The sequence below is a fragment of the Tateyamaria sp. genome, from assembly GCF_039940735.1.
Lineage (GTDB): Bacteria > Pseudomonadota > Alphaproteobacteria > Rhodobacterales > Rhodobacteraceae > Tateyamaria.
The window spans coordinates 1-14,384 of the sequence record NZ_JBDVGB010000058.1; the positions used below are offsets into that span (position 1 = coordinate 1).

A 14,384-nucleotide genomic window follows, 5' to 3' on the forward strand; every position below is an offset into this window, starting at 1 on the left:
AAAAGCTGCCGCAAAACCGAAGGCAGCTGCGGCACCGAAAGCCGCTGCTAAAACTGAAGCTGCTGCGAAACCCAAAACAAAAGCCAAGCCCAAAGCGGCTGCAACAGCGGCAGCCGAAGCACCTGCCGCAGCTGCGACTGCAGGTGCCGGCACCAAGCCAGCCGCGTTGGCTGCTGCGCGTGACGGTGGTCCGGATGATTTGAAACAAATCAAAGGCGTCGGTCCAAAGATGGAAACCTTGCTGCACAGCATGGGCTTTTTCCACTTTGACCAAGTCGCGAGCTGGGGTGCTGACGAAGTGTCTTGGGTTGATCAAAACCTGAAAGGCTTTAAGGGCCGCGCAACCCGTGACGAATGGGTCGCACAAGCCAAGATTTTGGCGGCCGGTGGCACGACTGAGTTCTCGGCCAAAGTCGATAAAGGCGGCGTTTATTAACGCATGACCAAGTCAACTGATGATAATCGGCTTGATCCCAAAATGGCCCGTCAGGGTCGTATCGCGGCCCTCGTTATTGCGGGGGCCGCTATTTTGTCCATCTTTGCGCCGCTGATTGTGCAAGGATTAGGACTGCCTGCGCGGTTTGAAGTACTTTTGCTGCTTTTCGCGCTGGCTGCGTTCATTTGGGCACTGGTGGTGGCCCTCAGGATTTGGCAAAACAGCCGCGACACATAAACGGGCCCGACGGCTCGGCACTGCATCGAAAAGGAAGTGACATGCTCGCTGACAAGGATCGTATCTTTACCAACCTTTACGGGATGCACGACCGTACGCTGAAAGGGGCGCAGTCGCGCGGCCATTGGGATGGCACCGATAAGCTGATCAAAAAAGGCCGCGATTGGGTGGTTCAGGAAATGAAAGACTCTGGTCTGCGTGGCCGGGGCGGTGCGGGTTTCCCGACGGGCCTCAAGTGGTCTTTCATGCCTAAAGAAAGCGATGGGCGTCCCAGCTATCTGGTTGTGAACGCTGACGAATCCGAACCCGGCACCTGCAAAGACCGCGAGATCATGCGCCATGATCCCCACACCTTGATCGAAGGCTGTCTGATTGCGTCTTTCGCGATGAATGCCAACGCCTGCTATATCTACATTCGCGGCGAATACATCCGCGAAAAAGAAGCCCTGCAAGCCGCCATTGACGAAGCATATGACGCGGGTCTGGTTGGCAAAAATGCTGCCAAATCTGGCTGGGATTTCGACATTTACCTGCACCACGGGGCAGGGGCCTATATCTGCGGCGAAGAAACCGCATTGCTGGAATCGCTTGAAGGCAAAAAAGGCATGCCGCGCATGAAGCCACCATTCCCGGCGGGTGCCGGCCTTTATGGCTGCCCGACCACGGTGAATAACGTCGAATCGATTGCTGTTGTGCCAACGATCTTGCGGCGCGGCGCGTCGTGGTTTTCCGGCTTTGGCCGCCCCAACAATGCGGGCACCAAGCTGTTTGCGATTTCAGGCCACGTCAACAACCCCTGTGTGGTTGAAGAATCAATGTCGATCCCGTTCGAAGAACTGATCGACAAGCATTGTGGCGGCATCCGTGGCGGCTGGGACAACCTTAAGGCGGTGATTCCCGGTGGCTCGTCTGTGCCAAACGTGCGCGGCGAAGACATGCGTGATGCCATCATGGATTTTGATGCGCTCAAGGAAAAGGGATCAAGCCTTGGTACGGCTGCGGTCATCGTGATGGATGAAAGCACCGATATCATCAAAGCGATCTGGCGTTTGTCGAAGTTCTATAAGCACGAATCTTGCGGGCAGTGTACGCCGTGTCGCGAAGGCACGGGCTGGATGATGCGCGTCATGGATCGTCTGGTCAAAGGCGAGGCCGAGGTCGAGGAAATCGACATGCTGCTCGACGTCACCAAACAGGTCGAGGGCCACACAATCTGCGCGCTTGGCGATGCGGCGGCGTGGCCTATTCAAGGGTTGATCAAGAACTTCCGGGGCGAGATCGAAGACCGGATTGCAGGTAAACGGATCGCAGCGGAATAGAGGTTATCTTTGGATAGTTTTTATGGGATTGCCGCGGTCATTTTCTTTCTAATGACCGTTTACGTCCTATCTAGGGAGAATGGGTGGTCTCGCGCTATGTCTTGGGCGGCAACCTTTGGCATCTTTTTTGTGCCTGTTTTGCTCGTCTTTTTCACGCTCATTGTGCCTGTGCCCGCTTATGTAGGTGAAGCCATAGTTGGGTTAAGCTTAGTCGGGTCCATGATTTTTATCTTTGCCTTGGCGAAGTCGGTCGCAAACAAAGTCTCAAAACGCCTCTGATGCCCCTCGCTGAATTCAACATCGGCACTCTCAAATACGACTGGGACGATCCGCGTGTGGCGGATTTTCAGAATAATCTCGACCGGGTCTATGACATTGCGCGCCGTAGCCCCGGTTATATCTGGCATATGGAAAATGAGGATATGGAAGCGGCGCAGGTCGACGCAGGTGGCCCGCTTGGGGGCAATCCGCGCACGGCCTCGACCCTTTCAGTTTGGCAAGATGTCGACAGTCTTCGCCACTTTGTCTTTCAGACTGCCCACAAACGATTCTATGACCGCAAAGCGGAATGGTACGATCTGGACGGGCAGGGTACGCGCCTTGTGATGTGGTGGGTTGCAGATGGGCATATTCCAACCATCGTGCAAGCGATGGAACGCTTTCATCATTTGAAAAATCATGGCACTAGTAACCACGCTTTTGGCTGGGACCACGTGTCGTGAGTGCCGCCTAACGTCAAAGCCCGTGCGGAGACCAAGATGACCAAGACCCGAACCCTACCTTTTCAACGCCCCGTGATGTTGACCGCCCTCCTGTTAATTGCGGCATTGCTGCTAAGCGCATGCGTCGAACGTCGCGCCGACCGGATTGCCTTTGATGACGAATTTTTCCGCGCGACCTCCAAGAAACTGGACAAGGACCGCATTAATTTTGAGGTCACTGTACGCCCGGTTTCGGCATCCTTGGAAGGCGCGCGTGATGCAGGGCGGCAAGAAGCGACACGGTATTGCGTTGGTAATTTTGGTTCCTCCGACATCGATTGGATCGAAGGGCCCGATGCCGAAGATGGCCGTCTGCGAGTCTCTAGGGATACCTTGCGATTGGTCGGTCGCTGTAAGGCGCGCTGAACATGACAAAAAACTTATCTATGTACGGTGAATTTTCGCCTTGTGACGGGTTGTGTAAGGCCATGATATTGCATAGCACAGTCGTGCTTTCCCATCTTGTGTCCTAATGACACGACCAGAGGAGAGAACTAATGCGCGCGATGAAAATGGCCCTGATCTTAAGCTTATCTGCCGGAGCTCTTTCGGCCAAACCGCACTTGCGGGATGTGGCAAAGGTTGACCGCACGCTTTTGGCTGTGGGCATCGCGGATGAGATTCGCAAAAATTGCCCAAGCATTTCGGCCCGTATGTTAAAAGCGTTGAGTGTAATCCGAGACGTGGGTGCCCATGCGCGCGACTTGGGTTATACAGAAGAAGAAATTGACGCCTATCGTAAGTCGGATGTCGAAAAAGATCGCCTAAAGGCTGAACGTAGAGAATATCTTAACGCCGCTGGCGTTGTCACGGATGCACCAGACACGTATTGCCTTCTGGGGCGCACAGAGATCGAAAAAGGTGGCCAGATTGGCGCCCTACTGAGGATGAACTGACGTATGAGCAACACACGCAAAATCGTCATCGACGGAAATGAGGTCGAAGTAGATGGGGCGCTGACCCTGATCCAGGCCTGCGAAGAGGCCGGGATTGAAATTCCGCGTTTCTGTTATCACGAACGTTTGTCCATCGCTGGTAACTGCCGCATGTGCCTGGTCGAAGTTGTTGGTGGCCCGCCCAAGCCCGCCGCGTCCTGCGCCATGCAGGTCAAAGATTTGCGCCCCGGTCCCGAAGGCGCACCGCCCGTTATTAAAACCAATTCGCCCATGGTCAAAAAGGCCCGCGAAGGGGTTATGGAATTTCTGCTGATCAACCACCCGCTTGATTGCCCGATTTGCGATCAGGGTGGTGAATGCGATTTGCAAGATCAGGCGATGGCCTACGGCGTCGATTTTTCCCGCTTCCGCGAGCCCAAGCGCGCCACAGACGATCTGGACCTTGGTCCACTTGTTGAAACCCACATGACACGCTGCATTTCGTGCACGCGTTGTGTGCGCTTTACCACCGAAGTTGCCGGCATCACTCAAATGGGCCAGACGGGCCGGGGTGAAGACAGCGAAATCACGTCCTATTTGGGCGAGACGTTGGACAGCAACTTGCAGGGCAACATCATTGATCTGTGCCCAGTGGGTGCGTTGGTTTCCAAGCCTTACGCCTTTACCGCACGCCCTTGGGAGCTGACCAAAACCGAATCTATCGATGTGATGGACGGTATGGGTGCTTCGATCCGGGTTGACACCAAGGGGCGCGAAGTGATGCGTTTCTTGCCGTTGAACCATGATGGCGTGAACGAAGAATGGATTTCGGACAAAACACGTTTTGTCTGGGACGGCCTGCGCCGCCAACGGTTGGACACGCCCTATATCCGTGAAAACGGCAAATTGCGCAGCGCCACGTGGCCCGAAGCGCTTGGCAAAGCGGCTGACGCGATCAAGGGTGCAAAAGCGCTGGCGGGTCTTGTCGGTGATCTGGCCCCGGTCGAAGCAACATTTGCATTGAAGCAGCTGATTGAAGCGCAGGGTGGTATCGTCGAGTGCCGCACAGATGGGGCCAAGCTGCCGTCTGACAACCGTGCCGCCTATGCGGGCACGGCCACGATTGATGATATTGATGGGGCCGAGGCGATCATGCTGATCGGCACCAACCCGCGCCTTGAAGCGCCTGTGTTGAACGCGCGCATTCGCAAGGCCTGGACCATGGGTGCCAATGTTGGTGTGATCGGTGACATGCCGGACCTGACTTACGAGGCAGACCATGTCGGCACCGATGCCAGCATCATCAACGATCTGCTGAAGCATGATCATTCTGACGTGGCAGACAAGCCGTCGGTGATCATCGTGGGCATGGGCGCGCTGACGCGTGGCGACGGCGCAGCGATTCTTGCGGGCGCTCAAGCGCTGGCCGAATCGACTAAGTCAGGTCTGATGATTCTCCACACAGCCGCTTCGCGCGTTGGTGCGATGGATGTGGGCGCAACGAACCCTGATTCTATGGCCGCCATCGATAAAGCCGACGTGATCTATAACCTTGGCGCGGACGAGCTGGAAATCGCGAAAGGCGCATTCGTGATTTATCAAGGCAGCCATGGTGATCGCGGCGCGCACCGCGCGGATGTGATCCTGCCCGGTGCTGCCTATACCGAAGAGGGTGGCTTGTTCGTCAACCTCGAGGGGCGTCCGCAAATGGCGGCGCGTGCCAGCTTTGCCCCCGGTGAAGCCAAAGAAAACTGGGCGATCTTGCGCGCTTTGTCTGGTGAATTGGATGCAACGCTGCCGTTTGATAGCCTTGCCGCCCTGCGCACAACCATTGTCAAAGCGCACCCGCACTTGGGTAACGTTGACGAGGTGGCCACAAATACCGGTGACGCATTGGCCCAAGGCAAGATTGAAGGCGGGGCGCTGACCTCGACCATCACGGACTTCTATCTGACGAACCCGATTGCACGGGCCAGCCAGTTGATGGCCGAACTTAGCGCCAACGCGAAAGCGCGCAAAACCGAGGCCATGGCGGCTGAGTGAAACTTGCATGGCTCATAACGCTGGCACCCTTTGCGGGGTGCGATACTGTGCCAACGGCTGAACAGTTCATTCCCGACTACCGTGGTGTCGAAACCACGCTGCTCGACAATGATCTGGTGCAATTTAACGTGACGATGACGAATGCGTTAAGCTCTGGCGACGTAGAAAACTATGCTGAATGTGCAGCTGCCGGCTATACGCTGATCCGAGGATGGGGTTTTGCACGGCATTTACGCACAAATGTTGACGAAGAGGCTGGCGTGTGGACGGCGGATGCTGTTTACACCATCTCGCCAGCTTTGCCGCGGGGGACAAAGACAATCGACGCTGAAGTCGTGTCTGCATCCTGCGCGGAAAAGGGAATACCGACGGTGTGAGGACTGATGGCTGACTTTTTCACAAATAGCCCGTTGGGCATAGGATTACTGATCGTAGGTCAGGTGTTGTTGGTGGTTGTTCCACTGCTCGTCGCCCTTGCGTTCCTGATGTATGCGGATCGCAAGATCTGGGCAGCTGTCCAGATGCGCCGCGGCCCCAACGTTGTTGGCTTTTTTGGCCTGCTGCAAAGTTTTGCGGATTTTGGCAAATACATCGTCAAAGAAGTGGTGGTGCCTGCGGGTGCTGACAAGGGCGTGTTCTTTATGGCGCCCATGGTCAGCCTTGTGATGGCTTTGATCGCTTGGGCGGTTATCCCGTTCAACGATGGCTGGGTATTGTCCGACATCAACGTGGCCATCCTTTACGTGTTCGCGGTGTCCTCGCTTGAGGTTTACGGCGTCATTATGGGCGGCTGGGCAAGCAACTCGAAATACCCATTCCTTGGGTCTTTGCGCTCTGCGGCGCAGATGATTTCTTATGAGGTGTCGATTGGCCTGATCATCATTGGTGTGATCTTGTCGACAGGATCGATGAACTTTGGCTCGATCGTTGCTGCGCAAGACAGCGACTGGGGTATCCTTGGATGGTACTGGTTGCCGCACTTCCCAATGATGTTCTTGTTCCTGATCTCGGCCTTGGCCGAAACCAACCGCCCTCCATTCGATCTGCCCGAAGCGGAATCAGAATTGGTCGCGGGCTATCAGGTTGAATATTCGTCCACGCCGTTCTTGCTGTTCATGATCGGTGAACTGGTGGCTGTGGTGCTGATGTGTGCCCTTGTGTCGCTGTTGTTCTTTGGTGGCTGGTTGTCTCCCATCCCGTTCTTGCCTGATGGCATCTTTTGGATGGTCGCCAAAATGTTATTCGTCTTCTTCATCTTCTCGATGGTGAAGGCGATCACGCCGCGCTACCGCTATGACCAACTGATGCGTTTGGGGTGGAAAGTGTTCCTGCCGTTCTCGTTGTTTTGGGTCGTGTTCGTGGCATTCGCAGCCAAGTTCGACTGGTTCTGGGGCTTTTATGCCCGCTGGGCCGTGGGGGGCTAAGGCGGATGACCGAGATATCCGAAATCATGGTCATCGACATGTTGACCTTTTTCCACGCAGAATTGGCGGTGGCCTGTGCGGCGGGGCGTGCATCGCTTGATTTCACCAACCGCAGCCAAAACGGTAAGTCGTTTCGCAAAGTGTCGGTGAGCAAGCCTTGCGACGTGGCCAAAACAGTTGAGACACAGATTGAAATGGTGAAAGCCGGTAAGCTGAAGGTGCCGCAATGACTCAGATCGACTATGGACGTCATGCCAAGTATTTCCTGCTACAGGATTTCTTTGTCGGCTTTAAGTTGGGCCTGAAGTATTTCTTCCGCCCCAAAGCGACGTTGAACTACCCGCATGAAAAGGGGCCTTTGTCCCCACGTTTCCGGGGTGAACACGCGCTGCGTCGCTATCCCAATGGCGAAGAACGCTGCATCGCATGTAAGTTGTGCGAAGCCGTGTGCCCGGCCCAGGCGATCACCATCGATGCCGAACCCCGCGAAGACGGATCGCGCCGCACCACGCGCTATGACATCGACATGACCAAATGCATCTATTGCGGTTTCTGCCAAGAGGCATGCCCAGTTGATGCCATCGTCGAAGGACCGAATTTCGAATTCGCCACCGAAACGCGCGAAGAACTGTATTACGACAAGGACAAGTTGCTGGAAAACGGCGACCGTTGGGAATCTGAGATTGCGCGCAATCTCGAAATTGACGCACCGTACCGGTAGGGTAGGACACGACGATGGGCGCTTGGGGCGTAGGCATATTTCAAGACGACAGTTCGGTGGACTGGATCGAAGACGCATATGCGTCTGGCGGTCCGGAAGCTGTGCGTTCGGCCTTGGAAGATGCAGCAAACGCATCGGCTGGCGACTATCTGGAATATGACGAAGGCACGGCGGCCCGCGCGGCGGCCGAAGTTGTGGCCTCTGCATTTGGGGCTCCGCCCGAATTGGAAGACGGCGACACCATGGAAACGCTGATGGAACACAGCGAAAGCGTGGCCGAAGATGACGATCTGATTGCGCTGGCACTGCGCGCCATCCGACGCGTCGCAGCGGAAAATTCCGAATTGCACGACCTTTGGAGCAAAGCCGAGAATACCGCCAGTCAGTGGATGACGGCGACAGAGGGTCTTGAGACCCGATTGCGGGGCATTCAATGACCGATGCTGCGAACCCTTTTGCGGCGGTGATCGCGCAAATGCAGGAAATGGCCAAAGCCATGCCGCAAGCCACTGCAGATCCCGCCGCGGACTTTGACGCCAAATCGCTAGAGGCCATGTGGCCCACCATGCCCAAAGAGGTCATGGAAATGTGGTTTGGCAAGTCTGGCAATCAAGATGGTTTAGATGCCAAGACGCGCATGCTGTTGACCCTTGCGGGCCTGACCATGCAGGGCGCGCAGGCCGAAACACCGATGCGTCAGACCGTGCGCCATGCGCGCGAAGCGGGTGCAACCGACCAAGAAATCACTGATACTTTGGGTATGATGGCACTGTTTGCCGGCATGCCTGCCGTGACTCGAGCCACCACTTTGGCCCAAGAGGTCATGGACGAAGATAAGGACAAGACATGACCGTATTTGCCTTTTACCTCTTTTCGATCTGCGTGATTACCGGTGGCCTGTTCACCGTTATCTCGCGCAACCCGGTGCATTCGGTGCTGTGGTTGATCCTTTCGTTCCTTAGCTCGGCTGGCCTGTTTGTCATGCTTGGGGCTGAGTTTGTCGCGATGCTGCTGATCATCGTCTATGTGGGCGCGGTCGCGGTGCTTTTCTTGTTTGTTGTGATGATGTTGGACATCGATTTTGCGGGCCTCAAGGCCGAGATGGCGAAATACATGCCACTGGCGCTGTTGATCGCTGTGATCATCTTGATGCAGTTCATGATTGCCTTTGGCGCATGGGAAAGCAACGCCGCCGCAGAAGGTTTGCGCGCGCAAGTCACCCCTGTTGATCGCCACAACACCGAAGCTTTGGGCCTTATCCTTTACGATCAATATTTCCTGCTGTTCCAACTGTCAGGCCTGATCCTGTTGGTTGCGATGGTGGGTGCGATTGTGCTGACGCTGCGCCACCGCACAGATGTGAAACGTCAGGATGTAGTTGCGCAAATGATGCGTGATCCGGCCATGGCGATGGAACTAAAAGACGTGAAACCGGGGCAGGGGCTTTGATCCGGCAATTTCTCATAAGCGGTAGCATCTTGTTACTAGGGACTTTGCCGGCGGTGGCGTGCATCTTTCCCCACTATTCACCTGCCGAGTTGCGTCAGCAAAATCGTGATGCGCGCGCAGCCAGCAAGCCCGTTGTCACGGGGGCTGATTGTTCTTTCGTGAATGCCGGACTGAACGACAGTTTGTCAGGCGGTCCAGCAATCCGCCTGGAAAATAGTCGTATCTATCATGTGCTCGGGACATCGAAGGGCGTAGTCAGCGATGTGATGGTCGTGGATTGCGAAGGTCGATCTGCGACACGTGTGCGGCCTGATTATATCCAGAATGATAACTATGCGTTGGATTCCTGCGGTGGAGAGCATGGCGACCGCTATCCGCTTCTTGCGCCTGAAGGGCCGCTGTCTTTGACTGAAGGGAGCAATCTGGCTGCCTTTGAGGGCATCGCCAAAAAGACCGGTAAGGTGCGTGTGGATGGCGAGATGCCAGCGTACTTCACCGACTTTTTGGACAAGCCTTTACCGCGCAAGGATCGCGTAGATTTTCTGTGTGGCTGCCGGAGATATCATCCGCAAAGCGCGGGGGGTAAATCATGATTAGCCGGGTTTTTGTGATGGACGTAGAGCCGTGGGCCTTCGCTGTAGGCTGCCTCAGTACTTGCGGCGACAAGACAAAATTCAAGCTCGCGGTATGACCTCCGCTGGCCAGATTAGGAAAGACCGATGATCGGACTAGAACACTATCTCACTGTTGCGGCGACGCTGTTCGTCATTGGCATCTTTGGCCTGTTTTTGAACCGCAAAAACGTGATCATCCTGCTGATGAGCATCGAATTGATGTTGCTGGCGGTGAACATCAACCTTGTGGCGTTCTCAAGCTTTCTTGGCGATCTGGTCGGGCAGGTGTTTACGCTGTTTGTTCTGACGGTCGCCGCCGCCGAGGCCGCGATTGGTCTGGCCATTCTGGTCTGTTTCTTCCGTAATCGCGGCACGATCGCCGTCGAAGACGTCAACGTGATGAAGGGCTGAACAATGAAGGGTGTAACAACATTCTTGTGCAGCACGCTGTTTGCGATCGGGATCGCTCCGGCTGTGTTGGCCTCTTCGGATCCGGGACGCATTTGCCACGGCAAAGAAAACCGAGAGTTTGTCGGGTTTGCGGAACTTGGCGACTCCAAGAGCCTTTGGCAGTCATTTGGAGGTGAGGCGACCATCATCTTCCTCGACAATGCCAATCGACGTTCTGTGACTGCCCGTCGCGTTTCAAAGAATGACTCGCTGAAAATGCGCGCGGTTATGCGCACAATGTTTACTCAAGATGATAGTCTTGGCTTTGACATGGCCGACGCACATGCCGTCATGGCAGCATTCTCGCATAAGCGCTTTGTGCGCGACGACGACGTCACCGAACAGCTTCTAGATTGCATTTCAAAGGGCATTCGCTAATGGAAACCACTCTCCTCTTTGCCCCTCTGGTTGGCGCACTTCTTTGCGGCTTTGGCTGGCGTGTCTTTGGCGAAACAGCGGCTTGCTGGATCGCCACGGGCCTGTTGTTCCTGTCCGCCATTCTGTCGTGGATCACGTTCATCGGCTTTGATGGCACCACCGAAAACATCCAAATCCTGCGTTGGATTGAATCTGGCACGCTGTCCACCGATTGGGCCATTCGCCTTGATCGTTTGACCACCATTATGCTGATCGTGATCACGACGGTATCCAGCCTCGTGCACCTTTATTCCTTTGGCTACATGAAGGACGACCCACAGTGGAAAGACGGCGAAAGCTATAAGCCGCGCTTCTTTGCGTATCTGTCGTTCTTTACCTTTGCGATGTTGATGCTGGTGACGTCTGATAACCTTGTGCAGATGTTCTTTGGCTGGGAAGGGGTGGGCGTTGCATCCTACCTTTTGATTGGCTTCTATTACCGCAAGCCCTCTGCCAATGCCGCTGCGATCAAGGCCTTTGTGGTTAACCGTGTGGGTGACTTTGGCTTTGCTTTGGGCATTTTTGCACTGTTTTACCTTACGGATTCGATCCGTTTTGATGATGTCTTTGCTGCCGCGCCGTCGCTGGCCGACATGCAGTTGACCTTCCTGTGGACAGACTGGAACGCTGCTAATTTGATCGCTTTCTTGCTATTTGTCGGCGCTGCGGGCAAATCAGCACAACTGTTCCTGCACACATGGTTGCCAGACGCGATGGAGGGGCCGACGCCTGTGTCTGCCCTGATTCACGCAGCGACCATGGTGACGGCAGGCGTTTTCCTTGTATGCCGCATGTCGCCGATCATGGAATTTGCCCCCGAAGCGATGGCATTCGTGACCTTCATGGGCGCGCTGACAGCGTTGTTCGCCGCTTCGGTCGGCCTTGTGCAGACCGACATCAAACGCGTCATCGCCTATTCGACTTGTTCGCAGCTGGGCTATATGTTCGTGGCTGCCGGTGTTGGCATGTATTCGGCAGCGATGTTCCACCTGCTGACGCACGCGTTCTTTAAGGCGATGTTGTTCCTTGGGGCCGGTTCGGTGATCCACGCGATGCACCACGAACAGGACATGACCAACTACGGTAACTTGCGCAAAAAGATCCCTTACACGTTTGCTGCGATGATGATCGGCACATTGGCCATCACTGGCGTGGGTATCCCGGTATGGATGTTCACCTTGGGCGAAATTCCGATCGGCTTTGCGGGTTTCCAATCCAAGGACGCGATTGTTGAAAGCGCTTATGCCGCCGGAACTGGCTTTAGCTTTTGGGCCTTGGTGATTGCTGCGCTGTTTACCAGTTTCTACAGCTGGCGCTTGATGTTCCTCACCTTCTACGGCGAGGCACGCGGCGACAAGCACACGCACGATCACGCCCACGAAAGCCCGATGGTTATGTTGATCCCGCTGGGTGTTCTGGCAATTGGCGCGATCTTTGCGGGTATGGTTTGGTACGGATCGTTCTTTGGCCACACTGATAAAGTCGCTAAGTTCTATGGTATTCCTTACGCGGATGCCGCCGAAGCGCATGGCGACGACCACGCGGATGATCATGCAGATGACGACCACGGCGAAGCCAAGGCCGACGACCACGGTAAAGAAGGCGAGCATCACTATGCGTTCGCCGGCCAACCGGGCGAAGGCGCCATCTACATCGGCGAAGGCAACACCGTTCTCGATGACGCGCACAAAGTGCCGTATTGGGTCAAAACTTCGCCTTTTGCTGCGATGCTGCTTGGGTTCCTGACGGCCTATTGGTTCTACATCAAGAACCCGTCACTGCCGGGTCGTTTGGCCGAAAACCAGCGTCCGCTGTACCTGTTCCTTAAGAACAAGTGGTACTTCGACGAACTGTACCACTATGTCTTTATCACGCCCGCGCTTTGGATCGGCAGACAGCTGTGGAAAAAGGGTGATGGCAATGTCATCGACGGGTCGATCAACGGCGTGTCGATGGGCATCGTGCCCTTTATCACGCGCCTCGCGGGTCGTGCGCAGTCGGGTTACATCTTTACTTACGCCTTCGCTATGGTGATCGGGATCGCGGTTCTGGTCACGTGGATGAGCCTTTCTGGAGGAGCCCACTGATGGACAACCTTCTTTCCATTGTTACCTTCATGCCAGCAATCGCGGCTTTGATCTTGGCTGTGTTTCTGCGCGGAAGTGACGAAGCCGCCAACCGCAATGCCAAATGGGTGGCGCTGGCGACCACTTCGATTACTTTTATTGTATCGCTGTTCATCCTGTTCCAGTTCGACAAAAACTCCACCGACTTCCAATTTGTGGAAGAAGCGTCGTGGATCATGGGCCTGCAATACAAAATGGGCGTCGATGGGATTTCGGTCCTGTTTGTGATGCTGACCACGTTCATGATGCCGCTGGTGATTGCGGCGTCGTGGAATGTCGAAACGCGCGTCAAAGAATACATGATCGCGTTCTTGCTGTTGGAAACGCTGATGCTTGGCGTGTTTATGGCGCTGGATCTGGTGTTATTCTATCTGTTCTTTGAGGCTGGCCTGATCCCGATGTTCTTGATCATTGGTATCTGGGGCGGTGCGAACCGCATTTATGCGAGCTTTAAGTTCTTCCTTTATACCTTCCTTGGGTCCGTGCTGATGCTGGTGGCGATGGTTGGCATGTATGCTGACGCAGGCACCACGGATATTGCGCAACTGCTGACGCACAACTTCAGCTTTGAGACATTTGATCTGCTTGGCGTCCAAGTGGTGGGAGGGATGCAGACGCTGCTGTTCCTTGCGTTCTTTGCCAGCTTTGCCGTTAAAATGCCGATGTGGCCTGTGCACACATGGTTGCCCGATGCACACGTTCAGGCCCCGACGGCCGGATCCGTCGTTCTGGCGGCGATCTTGCTTAAACTGGGTGGCTACGGCTTTATCCGCTTTTCGCTGCCGATGTTCCCTGTTGGGTCCGAAGTTCTAAGCCCGATGGTTTTGTGGATGTCGGCGATTGCCATCGTTTACACGTCGTTGGTGGCACTTGTGCAGGAAGACATGAAAAAGCTGATCGCTTATTCGTCAGTGGCACACATGGGCTTTGTGACCATGGGCATCTTTACGGCCAACCAACAGGGCGTTGATGGCGCGATTTTCCAGATGATCAGCCACGGCTTTATCTCGGGGGCATTGTTCCTGTGTGTTGGCGTCATCTATGACCGCATGCACACCCGTGACATTGATGCGTACGGCGGTCTTGTGAACCGGATGCCAGCCTATGCGTTGATCTTTATGCTGTTCACCATGGCCAACGTTGGCCTGCCGGGCACATCTGGGTTTGTCGGAGAATTCCTGACGCTGATGGCTGTGTTCCAAGTCAACACGTGGGTTGCGCTGGTTGCGACCTCTGGGGTGATCTTTTCGGCCGCCTATGCGCTGTGGCTCTATCGCCGCGTCGTCATGGGTGATCTGATCAAAGAAAGCCTGAAATCGATCACGGATATGACCACGCGGGAACGTGTGATTTTTGCCCCGCTGGTGGTGATGACGATCTTGCTGGGCGTTTATCCGGCGCTGATCCTCGACATCATTGGGCCAACTGTGGCTTCGCTTGTGACCAATTACGATACGGCTTTGGCCGCAGCAGAAGCTGCGACCCAACTCGCCGCGAATTAAGGACTGTAGA

19 protein-coding genes are annotated in these 14,384 nt (G+C 55.2%); all 19 read left to right on the plus strand.

All coding sequences use genetic code 11. The features are described from left to right. Positions 1-436 (plus strand): helix-hairpin-helix domain-containing protein (locus ABJF76_RS12445; RefSeq protein WP_413822583.1); only part of this gene is annotated, 436 nt, incomplete at its 5' end. A gap of 3 nt (positions 437-439) precedes the next feature. Then, positions 440-673: a DUF5337 family protein gene (locus tag ABJF76_RS12450; RefSeq protein ID WP_413821320.1), complete on the plus strand. Its 234-nt coding sequence runs from the start codon at positions 440-442 to the stop codon at positions 671-673. A gap of 41 nt (positions 674-714) precedes the next feature. Further along, positions 715-1,992 (plus strand): NADH-quinone oxidoreductase subunit NuoF, encoded by a 1,278-nt coding sequence (gene nuoF / locus ABJF76_RS12455; RefSeq protein ID WP_413821321.1) that lies wholly within the window; start codon positions 715-717, stop codon positions 1,990-1,992. Positions 1,993-2,270: 278 nt separating this feature from the next. Further along, entirely contained in the window at positions 2,271-2,714 is a 444-nt protein-coding gene (locus ABJF76_RS12460; protein ID WP_413821322.1) for a DUF3291 domain-containing protein, read from the plus strand. 36 nt (positions 2,715-2,750) lie between these two features. Then, the gene (locus ABJF76_RS12465; RefSeq protein WP_413821323.1) at positions 2,751-3,119 is read left to right on the plus strand and encodes a hypothetical protein; all 369 of its coding nucleotides are present in this window, start codon (positions 2,751-2,753) and stop codon (positions 3,117-3,119) included. Positions 3,120-3,250: 131 nt separating this feature from the next. Beyond that, positions 3,251-3,649 carry a DUF5333 domain-containing protein gene (locus ABJF76_RS12470; protein ID WP_413821324.1) on the plus strand — a complete coding sequence of 133 codons (399 nt, stop codon included), beginning with the start codon at positions 3,251-3,253 and terminating at the stop codon, positions 3,647-3,649. A gap of 3 nt (positions 3,650-3,652) precedes the next feature. Further along, positions 3,653-5,671: an NADH-quinone oxidoreductase subunit NuoG gene (nuoG, locus tag ABJF76_RS12475; protein WP_413821325.1), complete on the plus strand. Its 2,019-nt coding sequence runs from the start codon at positions 3,653-3,655 to the stop codon at positions 5,669-5,671. A gap of 14 nt (positions 5,672-5,685) precedes the next feature. Beyond that, positions 5,686-6,048 (plus strand): hypothetical protein, encoded by a 363-nt coding sequence (locus tag ABJF76_RS12480; RefSeq protein ID WP_413821593.1) that lies wholly within the window; start codon positions 5,686-5,688, stop codon positions 6,046-6,048. A 6-nt stretch (positions 6,049-6,054) separates the two neighbouring features. Continuing rightward, positions 6,055-7,095, plus strand: coding sequence for an NADH-quinone oxidoreductase subunit NuoH (gene nuoH, locus ABJF76_RS12485; protein WP_413821326.1), 1,041 nt, complete (start codon positions 6,055-6,057; stop codon positions 7,093-7,095). A gap of 5 nt (positions 7,096-7,100) precedes the next feature. Then, positions 7,101-7,325 carry a hypothetical protein gene (locus tag ABJF76_RS12490; RefSeq protein ID WP_413821327.1) on the plus strand — a complete coding sequence of 75 codons (225 nt, stop codon included), beginning with the start codon at positions 7,101-7,103 and terminating at the stop codon, positions 7,323-7,325. Next, a complete protein-coding gene (gene nuoI, locus ABJF76_RS12495) occupies positions 7,322-7,816 on the plus strand; it encodes an NADH-quinone oxidoreductase subunit NuoI (protein WP_413821328.1) in 495 nt (164 codons plus the stop codon). The genes ABJF76_RS12490 and nuoI overlap by 4 nt, the downstream gene beginning before the upstream one ends. A gap of 14 nt (positions 7,817-7,830) precedes the next feature. Further along, on the plus strand, positions 7,831-8,253 hold the full coding sequence (locus tag ABJF76_RS12500; protein ID WP_413821329.1) for a DUF4259 domain-containing protein: 423 nt from the start codon (positions 7,831-7,833) through the stop codon (positions 8,251-8,253). Further along, complete coding sequence (locus ABJF76_RS12505) at positions 8,250-8,666, plus strand: carboxymuconolactone decarboxylase family protein (RefSeq protein WP_413821330.1); 417 nt, start codon at positions 8,250-8,252, stop codon at positions 8,664-8,666. Before ABJF76_RS12500 ends, ABJF76_RS12505 begins: the two co-directional genes overlap by 4 nt. After that, positions 8,663-9,265 (plus strand): NADH-quinone oxidoreductase subunit J, encoded by a 603-nt coding sequence (locus ABJF76_RS12510; protein ID WP_413821331.1) that lies wholly within the window; start codon positions 8,663-8,665, stop codon positions 9,263-9,265. The genes ABJF76_RS12505 and ABJF76_RS12510 overlap by 4 nt, the downstream gene beginning before the upstream one ends. Further along, positions 9,262-9,858 (plus strand): hypothetical protein, encoded by a 597-nt coding sequence (locus tag ABJF76_RS12515; protein WP_413821332.1) that lies wholly within the window; start codon positions 9,262-9,264, stop codon positions 9,856-9,858. The genes ABJF76_RS12510 and ABJF76_RS12515 overlap by 4 nt, the downstream gene beginning before the upstream one ends. Positions 9,859-9,984: 126 nt before the next feature. After that, positions 9,985-10,290, plus strand: coding sequence for an NADH-quinone oxidoreductase subunit NuoK (gene nuoK / locus ABJF76_RS12520; RefSeq protein WP_008553673.1), 306 nt, complete (start codon positions 9,985-9,987; stop codon positions 10,288-10,290). A gap of 3 nt (positions 10,291-10,293) precedes the next feature. Further along, a complete protein-coding gene (locus ABJF76_RS12525; protein ID WP_413821333.1) occupies positions 10,294-10,707 on the plus strand; it encodes a hypothetical protein in 414 nt (137 codons plus the stop codon). After that, entirely contained in the window at positions 10,707-12,833 is a 2,127-nt protein-coding gene (nuoL, locus tag ABJF76_RS12530) for an NADH-quinone oxidoreductase subunit L (RefSeq protein WP_413821334.1), read from the plus strand. The genes ABJF76_RS12525 and nuoL overlap by 1 nt, the downstream gene beginning before the upstream one ends. After that, on the plus strand, positions 12,833-14,374 hold the full coding sequence (locus tag ABJF76_RS12535) for an NADH-quinone oxidoreductase subunit M (RefSeq protein WP_413821335.1): 1,542 nt from the start codon (positions 12,833-12,835) through the stop codon (positions 14,372-14,374). The genes nuoL and ABJF76_RS12535 overlap by 1 nt, the downstream gene beginning before the upstream one ends. The last annotated feature ends 10 nt before the right edge of the window (positions 14,375-14,384 follow it).

Excerpts from the sequence above, each read along its gene's own strand:
- ABJF76_RS12505 (WP_413821330.1), top strand. The coding sequence starts at position 8,250 with ATGACCGATGCTGCGAACCCTTTTGCGGCGGTGATCGCGCAAATGCAG.
- nuoF (WP_413821321.1), top strand. The coding sequence starts at position 715 with ATGCTCGCTGACAAGGATCGTATCTTTACCAACCTTTACGGGATGCAC.
- ABJF76_RS12510 (WP_413821331.1), top strand. The coding sequence starts at position 8,663 with ATGACCGTATTTGCCTTTTACCTCTTTTCGATCTGCGTGATTACCGGT.
- ABJF76_RS12500 (WP_413821329.1), top strand. The coding sequence starts at position 7,831 with ATGGGCGCTTGGGGCGTAGGCATATTTCAAGACGACAGTTCGGTGGAC.
- nuoH (WP_413821326.1), top strand. The coding sequence starts at position 6,055 with ATGGCTGACTTTTTCACAAATAGCCCGTTGGGCATAGGATTACTGATC.
- ABJF76_RS12460 (WP_413821322.1), top strand. The coding sequence starts at position 2,271 with ATGCCCCTCGCTGAATTCAACATCGGCACTCTCAAATACGACTGGGAC.
- nuoK (WP_008553673.1), top strand. The coding sequence starts at position 9,985 with ATGATCGGACTAGAACACTATCTCACTGTTGCGGCGACGCTGTTCGTC.
- nuoG (WP_413821325.1), top strand. The coding sequence starts at position 3,653 with ATGAGCAACACACGCAAAATCGTCATCGACGGAAATGAGGTCGAAGTA.
- ABJF76_RS12535 (WP_413821335.1), top strand. The coding sequence starts at position 12,833 with ATGGACAACCTTCTTTCCATTGTTACCTTCATGCCAGCAATCGCGGCT.
- ABJF76_RS12465 (WP_413821323.1), top strand. The coding sequence starts at position 2,751 with ATGACCAAGACCCGAACCCTACCTTTTCAACGCCCCGTGATGTTGACC.
- ABJF76_RS12525 (WP_413821333.1), top strand. The coding sequence starts at position 10,294 with ATGAAGGGTGTAACAACATTCTTGTGCAGCACGCTGTTTGCGATCGGG.
- ABJF76_RS12490 (WP_413821327.1), top strand. The coding sequence starts at position 7,101 with ATGACCGAGATATCCGAAATCATGGTCATCGACATGTTGACCTTTTTC.
- nuoI (WP_413821328.1), top strand. The coding sequence starts at position 7,322 with ATGACTCAGATCGACTATGGACGTCATGCCAAGTATTTCCTGCTACAG.
- nuoL (WP_413821334.1), top strand. The coding sequence starts at position 10,707 with ATGGAAACCACTCTCCTCTTTGCCCCTCTGGTTGGCGCACTTCTTTGC.
- ABJF76_RS12450 (WP_413821320.1), top strand. The coding sequence starts at position 440 with ATGACCAAGTCAACTGATGATAATCGGCTTGATCCCAAAATGGCCCGT.
- ABJF76_RS12470 (WP_413821324.1), top strand. The coding sequence starts at position 3,251 with ATGCGCGCGATGAAAATGGCCCTGATCTTAAGCTTATCTGCCGGAGCT.